We start from the raw sequence: 14,821 nt of genomic DNA on the forward strand, positions 1-14,821 counted from the left end.
AGCGTTCCTTGATAACCATTTGATGTTGGTGTTGGACCTGTCCAAACACCGTTGATATCAGGTGTTCCTCCTAACAAATTAAATAAATCAAAAGGAGCTGTGGCAGCTAACTGATCAATACAAATATTTCTTTGACCATCATTCCCTGCATCGTTTAACTCATAAATATTTACCAAAACTGCAAATCTATCGCTACTTTCGCAAGGTGGATCGACAGTAGTGGCGTAATAAAACTGCCCATTAACTAATGGTGTTGACGGATTCAATGGAATGCCAAATGCAGAAGTTAAGTACCAATTATTATTTCCTGTTGCAACAAGGTCGGCTACCGTTGGTGGACTTCCGGGTATATTACAAAATTCTTGAATTGGATTACCTGTAGGAGGCGGCACTAAACCTACATTAACAAACACCGACAATCTAGAGGTTTCACAACCGGTATCGGGATTAACCTGGCTGATGTAATAAATTGTGTTATCACTCAAAATAGTTGTTGGAGTAATAGCTATTCCACCTACAGGCACAGTATACCATTGTAAATTATTCCCGGCAATAACAAACTGAGGATTAGAAGGAGTTGCTTGATTCAAACTGGTGACACAAACCCCTTGGAAATTAGCTCCTGTAGGAGCAGAATATATTGTAACCGTAACACTTTGTCTTGCACCACAAGTACCGGTATTATCATCTGCAAAATAGTCTTCTCCATTGACCAAAACCGTAGAAGAAGATAACGCGGCAGTTGAAGTAGCAGTAGGATACCATCTGATGCCACCACCATTATCAACAGCTTGAAGACCGGCTACTGTTGGAGACTGTGTATCACAAAAAGACTGATTAGAATTGGTAACTGTAGGACATTGAGAATAAACGTAACTATTCTGCCCAAATAGTGCTAACAATAAAACACAATAAAAAAAGTAATTTTTGGCTAGAGTAGTTATGCCCATAAGCAGTTCTATTTAAAACAATTATAATCCTTGAAACATTACTCCCTTTCATAACGAGAACAAAATACCAAAACTCAACTTTTTGACTGCTTTAAAACATTCAATTTTTGTAAAAAGCAAAGGTAAAATTGCCACCACTATATTACTTATAATTTTTGGGGCACAATTTGGGTTATTAAAATGTTATAAACAAAATAATCAACATTATTAACAATTGCAGACAGCACGCATAAAAACACATGTTACTAAAAATTAATAATTTACAAATAGAAAAGATAAAAAAAAAAGAAGTTATCAATAGTTTTGAAGCAATTGAAAAAATAAAAAAATGTTGATAAGTTTGATTCAAAATCAAGCCCATCAACATCAAAATATTAACGGTGAGTTTTTTTTAAAAAAGCGGATTTATTAATTGATCCTTAGCCGAATTAAAATCAGCTATAACTTCATTAATAATGGTTTCGACAGTTTTGACTTCATGAATCAAACCAGCAATTTGCCCTATTTCCAATTCCCCTTCAATCAAATCTCCTTCAAACATTCCGCGTTTAGCTCTTGCTCTGCCCAACAACGCTTTCAATTCTTCTATGGTAGGGCATTTGGCGTACAACTCTTGCAGGTCGTCATAAAACTTATTTTTGATTAACCTCACCGGTGCTAATTCCTTTAATGTGAGTTGCGTATCTCCTTCTTTAACTGAAATCACGGTGTTTTTAAAATTATTATGGGCCGAACTTTCAAAAGAAGCAACAAATCGTGAACCCATTTGTACACCATCAGCACCTAAAACCATAGCTGCTAGCATTCCTCGACCTGTAGCAATTCCGCCGGCAGCAATTAAGGGAATTGAAATTTGCTCTTTGACCATAGGAATTAATGTAAAAGTGGTTGTTTCTTCCCTTCCGTTATGTCCTCCGGCCTCGAAACCTTCTGCCACGACAGCATCAACACCGGCTTCTTGTGCTTTTAAAGCGAATTTGGAACTGCTAACCACATGAACAACTGTAATACCGTGTGACTTTAAATGACTTGTCCAAGTTTTTGGATTTCCTGCAGAAGTAAAAACAATCTTAACGCCTTCCTCTATAATAATCTGGATGATTTCTTCAATATTGGGATAAAGCATCGGTACGTTGACTCCAAAAGGTTTGTCGGTTGCAGCTTTACATTTCTTTATGTGCTCTCTTAAAACATCCGGATACATAGATCCGGCACCAATTAATCCTAATCCACCGGCGTTACTGACGGCACTGGCTAATTTATAGCCACTGTTCCATATCATTCCTCCTTGAATAATAGGGTATTTTATATTGAAAAGTTGGGTGATTTTATTCATTTTGCCTGACTCGCGTTTTATTTATTTTTTTACCAATTTTCCGAATTGCACAAAATCTCCACTTTTTAAAGAGTAGGTATAAATACCATTGGACAAATTATCGAAAACTATGATAGCATCCGGGTTGATTTCTTCCTCAAGAATCAGTTGTCCTAAGTTATTGTATATAGAAATCGAGGCCTTACTAAAATGATTGGGAAAAGAGACTTTTAAATAATCCTGAACCGGATTGGGATAAACTAAAAACTTACCAAAACCATTGTCATTAACTGAAAGTTGAGCAAATGTAAGCGCTGATTGCATATCGGGAACTCCATATCCGAATTGAGCTGTAGGATTAGTGTAAAGATTTGCCGATTGGCGAACAAAATCCAAAACTTGTTGGTTAGTTGCCCAAGGAATGGCTTGCCAAAGACTTGTAATTGCGCCGGCCATAATAGGTCCGGAAAAAGAAGTCCCGTTTGCGGTTACTATTGCGCCTGTTGTATTTGACACAATGGCACCTTGACCTTGCGCCATTACATCGGGTTTAATTCTTTGGTCGAATGTCGGTCCGATTGAACTAAATACAGCATAAGTTTCATCAGCTTTAACTGCGCCAACTGCAAAACCGCGCAAGGCATCTGCCGGTACTGCTATGTGTGGATTTGATCCTGCACCTGAATTTCCTGCACTAGACACACAAATCATCCCTTTACTAAAAGCCACATTCGTTCCTCTGGAAATAAAGGAGGTAACGCCATCCATATTGGCATAAGTATAACTGTAATTTGGGTTGTCATATTGAAAATAACCCAATGAAGTATTGATAACATCAACACCTAAACTATCAGCCATTTCAGCTGCTTCAACCCAATAGCTTTCTTCAACGGGATTTTCTGAAGCTGTATCTTCTGTAATAAATAAATAATATTTTGCATCGGGAGCTGTGCCAACCAGTTGACTTTCTACATAACCTCCCATTGTTGAGAGCACCAAAGTTCCGTGTGAATTTGAGGTGTAAAAATCATTAGATTGACTGACAAAATTATATCCTCCGAGAATTTGATTGTTATCTCTTAATCTTTGAAAAGGCGCAATAGAATTTACATTTGGAAATCCAGCATCCATTACCGCTATTATTTTTCCGCTACCCGTAAAATCTTGTTGGTGTAATAGATGAGCATTCAACATTTGTACTTGATTGGCTGAATTGCCATAGGTAAAAGCAATTTGAGTGTCTAATGTTTTATTGACCCTGTTAGAGAGATTGACTTGATTTGAATTCTGACTTCTTCCGGAGACATTAAGGCTTCTGTTAGCAAATTCAATATGGCTAACAAATTCCAGTGCAGACAAATTATTAATATCTGTTACACTTCCTCTAACATGAACTGCATTCATCCATTTGGATTTTGCCTTAACCTCAATACCTAGAGTTGCGTCTATCTGATCTACGTATTGTTGGTGGATCGGCACATCTTTGATATCAATGGCAATATTTTGATTGGTTCTTCTATCCAATGCTCTTTGAGAAAGCATTTGCAACGGGTTGTCATAATAATACTGAGCATTCGGCTTGTTGGTAAAATAAACCCAAGCATCTTCTTGAGCCAATCCAATGCTTGACAGCAGCAAAAAAGGTATTAGGTAAAGCTTTTTCATAGCGCTTTGTGTTTTGCAAAGTGCTAATTTATGAAATTACTCCCGATCCAACTAATTCATCTCCAATATTCCAAGCCACGAATTGTCCCTCTGTTATGGCAGATTGTGGCTCGTCAAAAGAAACGTAAAGACCGCTTTCAAATTGATACAAAGTCGCTTTTTGCAGGGCTTGTCGGTATCGAACTCTGGCCATGACCTCCATAGAACCGCCATTTTTTAGTACTAAATCTTTTCGAATCCAATGAATTTCAGAAGGTTGTACTCGAAGTGCTTTTTTAAACAAACCGGGATGATTTTGTCCTTGTCCGGTATAAATAGTATTTGTTTTAACATCGGTAGCAATAATGAATAAAGCCTCTTTTGTTCCACCTACATTCAACCCTTTTCTTTGTCCGATCGTAAAATAATGAGCTCCTTGGTGCTTTCCCACTGCCTTACCATTGGCCGTAGTATAAGTAACGCCCTTAGCTTCAAAAGCTAATTGTTCTTCAAGAGTATTAAAAATCGGGGGTTCTTGTTGATAAATTTCATTCGTTGCAGAAATCTCGTATATCAAACCTTCTTTGGGCTGTAATTGTTGTTGCAAAAATTCGGGTAAACGCACTTTACCAATAAAACATAATCCTTGTGAATCTTTTTTCTCAGCGGTTACCAAATCCAATCGCATCGCAATTTCTCGCACTTCGGGCTTGGTCAATTCTCCTATCGGGAAAAGCGCTTTGGATAATTGTTCTTGGGACAATTGGCAAAGGAAGTAAGATTGGTCTTTGTTCCCGTCTTTTCCGGCTAACAATTGGTATACCGGTTGGCCATCAACTGTAATTTCGCCTTTACGACAATAATGACCGGTAGCCACAAAATCGGCGCCCAAACTCAAAGCAATGTTCATAAAAACATCAAACTTAATCTCTCTATTACACAATACATCGGGATTTGGTGTTCGACCTTGTTCGTATTCTTTGAACATATAGTCGACTATTTTCTCTTTGTATTGTTCGCTTAAATCAACTGTTTGAAAAGGAATACCAAGTTTTTCGGCTACCAATAATGCATCGTTACTATCTTCTAACCACGGACATTCATTAGAAATGGTAACAGAATCGTCGTGCCAATTTTTCATAAAAAGCCCAATCACCTCGTAACCTTGCTCTTTTAATAAATAGGCTGCAACACTGGAATCGACCCCGCCTGATAATCCGACAACAACTCTTTTCATTTGATTTAAAAAATTTGTTGCAAAATTAGGCTAATATTTAGTTTTCTTCTAGCGGTTTAACTCTTTTTTGGAATTTGCGCCCCTGCTTGTTCATGTTGACCTCTTTTAGCTTTCCTTTTTCAAGGACTTTCCAAATCCCGATTTTTTTGCCGTTCTTGAAAATTCCTTGTGCTGCCAATTTATTGTCGGCGGTTTTAAAGATAGCCTGACCTTCATATATTCCGTTTTTGAAATTACTCTCTTCAAGTACAATTCCATTTTCGGTGTAGCTTTTGTAAAGACCTTCTTTTACTCCATTTTTATAAGTTGTTTCTTCAGCTAAAATGCCGCTTTTATAAAAAACTTTACGAACACCATTGAGTTTTCCATTAACATAATATTCTAAGCTCATAATGGCAGGAGAATTTTCATGGTAATACTTCCATTCCCCTTCAAATTGTTTGTTAACCACTTTGCCTTCGCTGACTTTATTGCTTTTTTGATTGTAGAAAATAGTATAACAAGAATTGTCTTTCGGATTAAACTCCCTGGTTGCTATAACTGTTCCTGCTTTGGTATCATCAAAAAACTTAAACAAACCCACTTCTTTCCCATGTTCAAAGGTACCTTCATAACGCGGTCGCTTAGATTCTTCATAAAACCCTTTCCATAGGCCATGCTTTTTACCGTTTTCATCTAATTTATTATAGTCTTGGGCAAAAGCAAAAAAAGTTGACAACAAAAAAAGAAAGATATATTTCATATACATGTGGTTTTGTAACATTATTACCTGTGGCAAATTTATACTTAATTCCTTAAACGGGAAAACGAGGATTATAGTACCGGAAGAATGTTAAATTTAAATTAAAAAAACCAACCCATTTTGTTTAACTTTTTTAAAAATCCAGTGAAGTTAAAATTATCGTAAAAACCAATTAATTTAAGGTAATTCACTTAAAAATAGATAGTTCTGAAAATAAAACAAAACTGTTAAAGTAATTATAAATTTAAGTTTTGTTTACCATTAACTGATTTTTGTTAAACAATGTTTCATAATTTAGCCGAAACATTAAACAAAAATTATTATGAAAAATCTAATCAAAAAAATGGCTTTTGCCTGTATTGCTTTAACAATGTTATCTTGTAGTGACGATGACAACACGCCTCAACAACAAACTATCGCTGAAATTGCCGGTGGCAATGCCGACTTTTCAACTTTAGTTACTGCCTTAAATCGCACAGGTTTGACTGCAACTCTAAACGGTTCAGGACAATTTACCGTATTTGCCCCAACCAATGCTGCCTTCCAAACGTTTTTTGCTTCCTTGGGTTCGGGTGTAACTGTTGATAACGTTAATGCGGACGTATTGAAAGCAATCTTATTAAACCATGTTGTAGCTTCAGAAATCAAAAGTACTGATATTCCTGCATCGACTTATGTTTCAACATTATCCCCAATTAACTCAACTGCAAATGCTCCTACAATCAGCATGTTTGTTCAAAAATCAGGTTCAACTGTAACCTTAAATGGTGGCGTTGACAGCAAAGGAGCAGTAGTTTCAACTGCAGATGTAGATGCCAGCAATGGAGTAATTCACATTGTAAACAGAGTAATTCAAATCCCAACTTTGGTAGACCATGTGGTTGACAATCCTGATTTTGATACGCTACAAACCGTAGTAACTAGTACTGGTGGTACTTTTGGTAATCAAAGTGCTGTATTAGGTGTATTGAGCGGATTAACTCCTGCTGCACCAGCAACTTTATTTGCGCCAAACAATGCTGCTTTCACTAGTTTAATTACTGAGCTTACAACTGCCGGTATTTCACCAACAGGAGCTCAATTCTCGAGCGTTTTACAGTATCATGCTGTAAGCGGTAATGTTCGTTCTTCAGCTTTAGCGGGTATTGTTTCAGGCACAAGTGCTGGAGTCGTTCCAACGTTAAACGGTCAAAACATTACTTTTTCATTAACCGGTGGTGCTAAAATCACAGGAACTTTTGCACCAACCAGAACAGCTAGTAATATCATCTCTACTGATATTCAAGGAAGCAATGGAGTGATTCACGTGCTTGACAAAGTACTATTGCCGACTTTGTAAAAATATATTGCTATGAAAAAACCAAAGCGCAGTTTTTAACTGCGCTTTTTTTATGACCCTAACTCTAAAGCTCTATTATTAGCTGCTTTAACCGCATCAACTATAGTTTGTTTTAAATTCCCGTTTTCAAAAACTTGCAACGCACTTTCGGTTGTTCCTCCTTTTGAGGCTACTTTAGATATCCATTCCAAATTGGATAAAGAATAACTGTTTTGTATGGCTACCGAACCCATGAAAGTTTGATTGACAAGTAATTCCGCTTCCGACTCGTTAAAACCCAAATCAACCGCGGCTTGTATCATCGATTGCATGAAATAAAAAACATAAGCCGGTCCACTGCCGGATATTGCAGTCGCTGCATCGATTAGCTTTTCATTTTCCACATAAACCGACTTCCCAGTGGTATTAATCAGATTTTGGATGATGAATAATTCTTTTCTGTCTACACTAGCTGAAGCAGTAAAAACCGTCATTCCCATTCCTATTTGAGTGGGAATATTAGGCATAGACCGAACAATCTTGGTGCAATTCAATTGCTTTTCCAGAGTTACCAATGTTATTCCGGCCATAACTGAAAAGATGATTTGAGAATCTTTTAAATAATCCCGTATGTTTTGTGCTAAAAGATTAAAATCTTGCGGTTTTACAGCGAGTATAACAATATCAAACTCGCCAATAGCCTCGGTTGGTATGGCGGTAAAATTCTCTTTCGGAATTAAACTGTCCGAGAGTGAGAACATTTCATTCCGAACCAAAGCATAAATGTCTTTCGGTTTGATGAATCTTGAACTTATAAAACTGTTGGCATAGGTTTTTCCCATGTTGCCATACCCTATAATTAGTACTTTCATAATGCTGAAATAAAAAAACTCTGTTTAAAAATAAGTGTTTAAACAGAGTTGTGAAAATTTATAATTCGGAAACTATTTTTTCTTGTTTTGAAGCTTTTTTTGCTCTTCAGCTTGTTCCATCATTTCTCTCATCTTTCTTTGGAACTTGCCTTCTGCTTTGGGTTTGGTTTTATTTTCCTGAATCTGAGCATGAATCTTATCGCTGTTGATAAAGTACTTTTTAATAACCAACATGATACCTATAGTGATTAAGTTGGAAATAAAGTTATACAAACTCAATCCGGAACCATAGTTATTGAAGAATAACAACATCATTACCGGTGACAAATAAATCATGATTTTCATAATCTTACCCATATCCGGCATACCTTCTTGAGGTGGTTGTGCCATGGCTTGATCTCCTGAAGTCATTTTCATATAGAAGAAAATGGCAATAGAAGCCAATATCGGGAACAAACTAATATGATCCCCATAAACCGGAATACGGAATGGCAATTTTACGATTTCGTCAAATGAAGATAAATCTTCTGCCCATAAGAATCCCTTTTGTCGCAATTCAATCGCTGACGGGAAGAACTGGAAAGAAGCATACATAAACGGAATCTGAATCAAAGCCGGAATACAACCAGCCATAGGATTTACACCTGCTTTGTTGTACAACTTCATGGTTTCCTGCTGTTTTTTCATCGGATCTTTACTGAATTTTTCTCCGATTTCCATAATCTCAGGGCGCAATACTTTCATTTTGGCTTGAGACAAAAACGACTTGAACGTTATTGGCGACATGGCAATCTTAATCAAAATAGTAAACACTATAATGGCAATTCCCAATCCCATAAAAGTACTTAAGAAACCAAACAACGGAACAAAAATAAACTTGTTTATCCAACCGAAAATGCCCCAACCCAGAGGAATAATTTCATCCAAATTTCTTTCGTAGTTGTTTAACAAAGTATAATCGGCCGGACCGTAATACCAATTCATTTTATAATCCAATTCACCATTATTGAAAGCTAGTGCGGAAGTAGTTTTGAATTCTTTGGTAAAAATGGTGTCTTTATCTTCGTCTTGTACCAAATCGTTGGACTTCAAAACCGCTTTTTCAAGTGGTGTTTTGGTTAAAAGAATTGAAGTAAAGAAATGTTGTTTGTAAGCGATATAAGTCACTTTTTCCGGTGCTTCTTCTTGGTCACGTCCTTGACTTACATAATCATCTTTACCGTCTTCGTATTCAAAAACGATTTCGGCATAACGGTTTTCGTAAGAGATACTTTTCTCATTGCGATAGGTTTTCATATCCCATTGGAAATCGACCGATTTTGAAGTATTCAACACCGAATTTAATCCTTGTGAACGAATATCAAAATCCAACATATAGTCTTTTGGTTTCAAGACATATTTGTATTCTAAATAAGCATTGTCGTTTGCTTTTAATTTCATCGACAGGACTTGGTTTCCTTCTACTGTTGTCAAAGTTGGCTCAAAAAACAAATCTTTGGTGTTAAGCACTCGATTGTCTTTCGTTTGCAATTGCAAGTTAAATTGAGCGTTGTTAGTTTTAATCAACTCCACCAATTCTTTTGAATTCTTATCAAATTTCTTGAAGTTTTTTAAAGTCGCTTCTGCAATATAACCTCCTTTATTGGCAATTTTTAAAGTCACTAATTCGTTTTCTAAAGTAGTAAACGATTCTTTGGCAGAGGGTAAAGTAGCCGAATAAGCAAAACTGCCTAACTTGCCTTGTAGCTTTTGAATTTTAGCCGAATCACCTACTGTAGTATCGGTGATGGTTTGCGCCACATCCTTAGTGGCTTCTTTTTTAACTTTGTCTTGTATTGCTTTTTCAGTTTTGGCTTTGGCTTGCTCTTTAACTTCGTCTTGACGGTTGTTGTACATCATCCAGAGGATAATGATAAAGATTAAGGCAAAACCGATAATCGAATTAAAATCAAATTTTTTTTGTTCCATTTTTTAATTATTTGTCGTAAGAAGCAACAAAGATCACTTAGTTACTTACTGTTTTTTATGATTTACCATTGCGGCCACAAAGCTAACAAAAATTGGGTGTGGATTGGCAACTGTACTTTTATATTCCGGATGGTATTGTACACCTATGAAAAAAGGATGGTTTTTCAATTCTACAATTTCCACCAAACCGGTATCAGGATTTACTCCGGAAGTTGATAAACCGGCAGCTTCCAACTGCTCTCTGTATTTGTTATTGTACTCATAGCGGTGGCGATGGCGCTCTTGAATTTGACTTTTCCCGTAAATTTTATAAGCCAAACTATCTTGTGTCAAATCGCATTTCCAAGCCCCCAAACGCATAGTACCGCCTTTGTCAGTAATATTTTTTTGCTCTTCCATCAAAGCGATTACAGGGTTTTTGGTTACTTCATTCATCTCGGTTGAATTGGCGTCTTTCAAGCCCAAAATATTTCGAGCATACTCGATTACAGCCATTTGCATTCCCAAACAAATTCCGAAGAACGGGATATTATTTTCACGGGCATAACGCACGGTTTCGATTTTACCTTCGATTCCCCTGCCGCCAAATCCGGGCGCTACTAAAATACCATCTAAACCTTTCAATTGCTCTGCCGCACTGGCTTCATCCAAATATTCCGAATGAATACTGATGACATTCACTTTAGTTTGATTGGCTGCTCCGGCGTGTATAAAAGCTTCTAAAATAGACTTATACGAATCTTGCAACTCTACATACTTTCCAACCAAACCAACATTAACCGTTTGTTTAGGATGTTTTAATCGGTGTAAAAAAGTATTCCAAGTTTTTAAATCCGGCGCTGCTTTTTTGGGCAAGTTTAATTTCTTTAAAGCAACTATATCCAATCCTTCTTCCAACATTAAATTCGGCACTTCATAAATTGTAGAAGCGTCGATAGATTGGATTACAGCTTCGCGTTTAACATTGCAAAACAAGGCCAATTTTTGGCGCAATTCGTCCGATAGCTCATGTTCTGTTCTGCATACCAAAATATCGGCTTGGATTCCGCTTTCCATCAAAGTTTTGACAGAGTGTTGAGTTGGTTTTGTTTTCAATTCACCGGCTGCCGCCAAATAGGGAACTAATGTCAGGTGTACTACAATACTATTGCTTTCCCCTAATTCCCATACCAACTGACGCACGGATTCTATATAAGGTAAGGATTCTATATCCCCTACTGTACCACCGATTTCTGTAATGACAATATCGTAATCACCCGATTTTCCAAGCAATTGCATACGGTCTTTAATTTCATTGGTGATATGAGGGACAACTTGAACTGTTTTCCCTAAAAACTCTCCTCTTCTTTCCTTTTCAATAACTGAAAGGTAAACCCTGCCGGTAGTAACATTGTTAGCCTGAGAAGTCGGTACATTTAAAAATCGTTCGTAATGCCCTAAGTCCAAATCGGTTTCCGCACCATCATCGGTCACAAAACATTCGCCGTGTTCATACGGATTTAAAGTTCCGGGATCGACATTGATGTAAGGGTCAAATTTTTGAATGGTCGTACGATATCCCCTGGCCTGAAGTAGTTTGGCCAAAGATGCTGCGATGATTCCTTTTCCTAAAGAGGAAGTCACACCGCCGGTAACAAAAATGTACTTGGTTTGATTCATTGTAATGTTGTATGTTGTGTTGTTGTTGTTGTTGTTTTAAAAAACGAGGCAAAAGTACGATTTAATTTGAAGATTTTAGGATTTGAAGATTTGAAAATTATTATTTCTTGATTGATGCTACGCAATAATTACATCTACAAATTTTCAAATTATTACATTTTCAAATTGGATTTGGATATTGCTTCTTGATATTGCGCACCAAATCTTCTAAACCATTTAGTTTGAGTTCATAAACCAACTGCATTTGCTCTCCTAAAGTTCCTTTTGGAAATCCTTTTTGGGAATACCAAACTACATAATGTTCGGGTAAATCAATAAGATAATAGCCTTCGTATTTACCGAAAGGCATTTTGGTATGGGCAAGTTTGATGAGGAGTTTTTGTTGGTCGTTCATTACAAGAAAACAGAATAGAATACAGAACATAGACTTTTGAAATTGATAAGAATAAAATCTATGCTCTATTTTCTATTCTCTTAATTCTAAATTATTTCCAATTAAAAACTATTTCTCTTTTTATATCGGGATGTAAACTGTAATGAACCGGACAAGTCAATGCCGTTCTTTCCAAGATGGTTTTGGTCTTTTCGTCGGCTTTGATACTCATGTTAAAAGTCACGTGAATTTCTGAAATTCTACGTGGCTCGGCTGCCATAACCTTAGTCACTTCCGCGGTAGAACCTGAAAAATCCACACCCATTTCTCGGGCTTTGATGCCCATAACGGTAAACATACAACTGGCCAATCCATTAGCGACAGTATCGGTGGGTGAAAAAGCTTCCCCTTTTCCATTATTGTCAATTGGCGCATCTGAAATAATTTCGCTTCCGGATTGTAAATGAACAGAAGAGGTTCGCAATTCTCCTAAATAAGTAACTTTTGAAGTTGGCATTATGAGGCTTCTTTGATGGATAAATCGGTGTCGTAATATAGGATGTAAATACCACTGTTAGAATACCCGTAAGTACTGTTTGGATTGTAATTGAACTTACTTTCTATTTGCTCTGAGTCATCAGATTGAATAGTTTCTTCGAATGTTTTTTCTTGAGACAAACGCAACAAAGTATCGAAAGTCACATCGAATCCACGAATGGCAAAAGCGTTAGGTATAATCTTATTTTGCTTTTTGTATTTAGCATCAAACTGATTGGCTTCAACACTTTCATTAGGTCTGGTCAACGATGGATACAACAACTTTAATTTTGTTAAACGAGTCAAAGAAATCTCCTCGAAATCGAGGGTTTCATTAGGTTCCATGATTACCAATTGCACTTGATAATCTTTTTGAGCGGCTAACATGGCATTGGTTGTGGCCAAAATCATTCCGGTGCTTTCTGAGGCTAAAAGCACATAATTCATTTTGTCTTTTTTCAAACAAATTCTTAAACTATCTGCTGAAAAAGTATTTTTAGCTGTAAATCCCACGATTCTTGTACCTGCTTGAGATTCTTGAAGGTATTGTTTGACACTGCCCTTTTTCGGGTCGACCACGGCTATGATGTTGCCGCCTTTTGCATTCATAAAATCGAATATCGAGGCACGCATCTGTTCCAAAGACGGCATCGATTGGTACAGGTTACTGAACTTCTTCCCCGACTCTTTTGATAAAGGAGAAATCACAGGTGTTTTTGACGGCTCTAAAATTTCGGCTAGCTTTTCCACATTAGCCTGATAAAATGGTCCTATTACAGCGTCCATGGTACTCAGGTTTTTTTCTGCTGCTAATGAGGTTACGTTTGAAGTGTTTTTAGTCTCCTGAGAATCTAAAATTTTGATGTCGACATTCATTCCTAAAACACGGGCAGAATCAATGGCCATTAGCGCTCCGGAATAAAAATCCAAAGTCATGTTCAAGAATTTGTCTTTCTTTAATCGAGCTGGTGTGGAGTTTACGGTATCGCTTTCAATCTTACTGAGATTAAAGGGTAAAAGTAATGCGAGTTGTTTCCTCGCATTAGTGTTGATATTCTTTAATAAATTTCCTTGTTCTTTTTTGATGGGTTCTTTTCGCTGCCCTTTAGGAACCCGAAGAATCATCCCTAATTTGACTCCTTTTTTCAATTCGGGATTCAAAGCAATCAATTCCTGTTCGGTCATCCCATAATCGTTGGCAATGCTTGAAATGGTTTCCCTAGGTCGTACAACATATTCTTCAAGGTATTTTTTGGTGCTTACTGCCGGAGTTTTAGGAGTTTCTTCTTTAACTTTATTAGTTTCGGCTACTGCTTTAACTTCAGGATTACCGGAAATAACCAACTTTAAGCCAATAGGGAAATCATTGACTATGGACGGATTTAGTCGTTCTAATTCCTGTATAGTCATGCCATACTTTTTAGAAATACCGTATTTGGTTTCTTTGGGTTCAATGATATGAAAATTTGTATTGCCTTTAGCAACTTCTGCTTTAGGCTCTGCTTTGACCACCGCTTTTGGAGTTTCTTTTGGTGCCGACACCGGCTTTTCTAAAGTAGGTTTTTCATAAGTATCTCTACCGGCAACTCCGGAAGGAATTTTGATAGTTTGCCCAATTTTCAAACCATCTTTCAACAGCTCGGCATTGGCTGATTTTATAGCATCAACAGTTACTCCGTATTGTCTGGACAAACTGAATAAAGTTTCTTTAGGCTGTACCAAATGCGTGGTAGGATTGCCACTCTTTGGAGAAGTTTGATTAGGTCCAACCGAAAGATTTGAGTCTGCTGCGATTGGAGGAATTAACAATACGCTGTTGAGCTCAATTCCGTTTTGAGAATCGGGATTGAGTTTGTAAATATCGTAAGGCGTTACCTTATATTTTTGAGCAATCATCGTAATTGTTTCCCCTTGCGCAACAGTATGCTTGACATATTTATCTTGTTTGGCCGAGGTGCTAAACGTGACACTTAGTACAAAAAGCATTGAGAAAATAATTCGGTTTTTCATAAACAGACACTTTATTTAATGTTAAAGTTAACAAAACTTTTTAAATGCAATCAGAATTGCCTTTTTTTCCATCAACTATTTTGTGTTAACAAAAACTATTCCCATTCTATAGTAGCGGGTGGTTTTGAACTGATATCGTATACCACACGATTCACACCTTTTACTTTATTGATAATTTCGTTAGAGATTTTCATCA

13 protein-coding genes are annotated in these 14,821 nt (G+C 36.9%); 1 reads left to right on the forward strand and 12 read right to left on the reverse strand.

Annotated elements, in window-relative coordinates:
- From ACIQ32_RS08460 to ACIQ32_RS08480, 5 genes are all read right to left on the reverse strand, one after another.
- On the reverse strand, positions 1-950 hold a 950-nt coding region (locus tag ACIQ32_RS08460), incomplete at its 3' end, for a hypothetical protein (RefSeq protein ID WP_396195253.1).
- A 391-nt stretch (positions 951-1,341) separates the two neighbouring features.
- Positions 1,342-2,286 (reverse strand): NAD(P)H-dependent flavin oxidoreductase, encoded by a 945-nt coding sequence (locus ACIQ32_RS08465; RefSeq protein ID WP_396195254.1) that lies wholly within the window; start codon positions 2,284-2,286, stop codon positions 1,342-1,344.
- Between the two features lie 21 nt (positions 2,287-2,307).
- Complete coding sequence (locus ACIQ32_RS08470) at positions 2,308-3,930, reverse strand: S8 family serine peptidase (protein ID WP_396195255.1); 1,623 nt, start codon at positions 3,928-3,930, stop codon at positions 2,308-2,310.
- A 28-nt stretch (positions 3,931-3,958) separates the two neighbouring features.
- Positions 3,959-5,146 carry a tRNA 2-thiouridine(34) synthase MnmA gene (mnmA, locus tag ACIQ32_RS08475; protein WP_396195256.1) on the reverse strand — a complete coding sequence of 396 codons (1,188 nt, stop codon included), beginning with the start codon at positions 5,144-5,146 and terminating at the stop codon, positions 3,959-3,961.
- A 37-nt stretch (positions 5,147-5,183) separates the two neighbouring features.
- Entirely contained in the window at positions 5,184-5,888 is a 705-nt protein-coding gene (locus ACIQ32_RS08480) for a toxin-antitoxin system YwqK family antitoxin (RefSeq protein ID WP_396195257.1), read from the reverse strand.
- Between the two features lie 322 nt (positions 5,889-6,210).
- Between ACIQ32_RS08480 and ACIQ32_RS08485 the strand changes: the two genes are divergently transcribed.
- Entirely contained in the window at positions 6,211-7,227 is a 1,017-nt protein-coding gene (locus ACIQ32_RS08485) for a fasciclin domain-containing protein (RefSeq protein ID WP_396195258.1), read from the forward strand.
- A gap of 50 nt (positions 7,228-7,277) precedes the next feature.
- On the opposite strand, the gene proC is transcribed toward ACIQ32_RS08485, so the two are convergent.
- The 7 genes from proC to ACIQ32_RS08520 form a co-directional block, all read right to left on the reverse strand.
- Positions 7,278-8,078 carry a pyrroline-5-carboxylate reductase gene (proC, locus tag ACIQ32_RS08490; RefSeq protein WP_396195259.1) on the reverse strand — a complete coding sequence of 267 codons (801 nt, stop codon included), beginning with the start codon at positions 8,076-8,078 and terminating at the stop codon, positions 7,278-7,280.
- 72 nt (positions 8,079-8,150) lie between these two features.
- Positions 8,151-10,046: a membrane protein insertase YidC gene (gene yidC / locus ACIQ32_RS08495; RefSeq protein WP_396195260.1), complete on the reverse strand. Its 1,896-nt coding sequence runs from the start codon at positions 10,044-10,046 to the stop codon at positions 8,151-8,153.
- 45 nt (positions 10,047-10,091) lie between these two features.
- Positions 10,092-11,705, reverse strand: coding sequence for a CTP synthase (locus ACIQ32_RS08500; protein ID WP_396195261.1), 1,614 nt, complete (start codon positions 11,703-11,705; stop codon positions 10,092-10,094).
- A 160-nt stretch (positions 11,706-11,865) separates the two neighbouring features.
- Positions 11,866-12,099: a DUF3820 family protein gene (locus ACIQ32_RS08505; RefSeq protein ID WP_396195262.1), complete on the reverse strand. Its 234-nt coding sequence runs from the start codon at positions 12,097-12,099 to the stop codon at positions 11,866-11,868.
- A 91-nt stretch (positions 12,100-12,190) separates the two neighbouring features.
- Positions 12,191-12,595: an OsmC family protein gene (locus ACIQ32_RS08510; RefSeq protein ID WP_396195263.1), complete on the reverse strand. Its 405-nt coding sequence runs from the start codon at positions 12,593-12,595 to the stop codon at positions 12,191-12,193.
- On the reverse strand, positions 12,595-14,625 hold the full coding sequence (locus tag ACIQ32_RS08515) for a LysM peptidoglycan-binding domain-containing protein (protein ID WP_396195264.1): 2,031 nt from the start codon (positions 14,623-14,625) through the stop codon (positions 12,595-12,597). The genes ACIQ32_RS08510 and ACIQ32_RS08515 overlap by 1 nt, the downstream gene beginning before the upstream one ends.
- A gap of 95 nt (positions 14,626-14,720) precedes the next feature.
- The coding region (locus ACIQ32_RS08520; protein ID WP_396195265.1) for a hypothetical protein at positions 14,721-14,821 on the reverse strand (101 nt) is incomplete at its 5' end.

The sequence above is a fragment of the Flavobacterium sp. genome, assembly GCF_044373165.1.
In the GTDB taxonomy this organism is placed as follows: domain Bacteria; phylum Bacteroidota; class Bacteroidia; order Flavobacteriales; family Flavobacteriaceae; genus Flavobacterium.

Bases quoted from the DNA above. Each gene is read 5' to 3' on its own strand.
- ACIQ32_RS08465 (WP_396195254.1), bottom strand. From the start codon at position 2,286: ATGAATAAAATCACCCAACTTTTCAATATAAAATACCCTATTATTCAA.
- ACIQ32_RS08470 (WP_396195255.1), bottom strand. From the start codon at position 3,930: ATGAAAAAGCTTTACCTAATACCTTTTTTGCTGCTGTCAAGCATTGGA.
- mnmA (WP_396195256.1), bottom strand. From the start codon at position 5,146: ATGAAAAGAGTTGTTGTCGGATTATCAGGCGGGGTCGATTCCAGTGTT.
- ACIQ32_RS08480 (WP_396195257.1), bottom strand. From the start codon at position 5,888: ATGAAATATATCTTTCTTTTTTTGTTGTCAACTTTTTTTGCTTTTGCC.
- ACIQ32_RS08485 (WP_396195258.1), top strand. From the start codon at position 6,211: ATGAAAAATCTAATCAAAAAAATGGCTTTTGCCTGTATTGCTTTAACA.
- proC (WP_396195259.1), bottom strand. From the start codon at position 8,078: ATGAAAGTACTAATTATAGGGTATGGCAACATGGGAAAAACCTATGCC.
- yidC (WP_396195260.1), bottom strand. From the start codon at position 10,046: ATGGAACAAAAAAAATTTGATTTTAATTCGATTATCGGTTTTGCCTTA.
- ACIQ32_RS08500 (WP_396195261.1), bottom strand. From the start codon at position 11,705: ATGAATCAAACCAAGTACATTTTTGTTACCGGCGGTGTGACTTCCTCT.
- ACIQ32_RS08505 (WP_396195262.1), bottom strand. From the start codon at position 12,099: ATGAACGACCAACAAAAACTCCTCATCAAACTTGCCCATACCAAAATG.
- ACIQ32_RS08510 (WP_396195263.1), bottom strand. From the start codon at position 12,595: ATGCCAACTTCAAAAGTTACTTATTTAGGAGAATTGCGAACCTCTTCT.
- ACIQ32_RS08515 (WP_396195264.1), bottom strand. From the start codon at position 14,625: ATGAAAAACCGAATTATTTTCTCAATGCTTTTTGTACTAAGTGTCACG.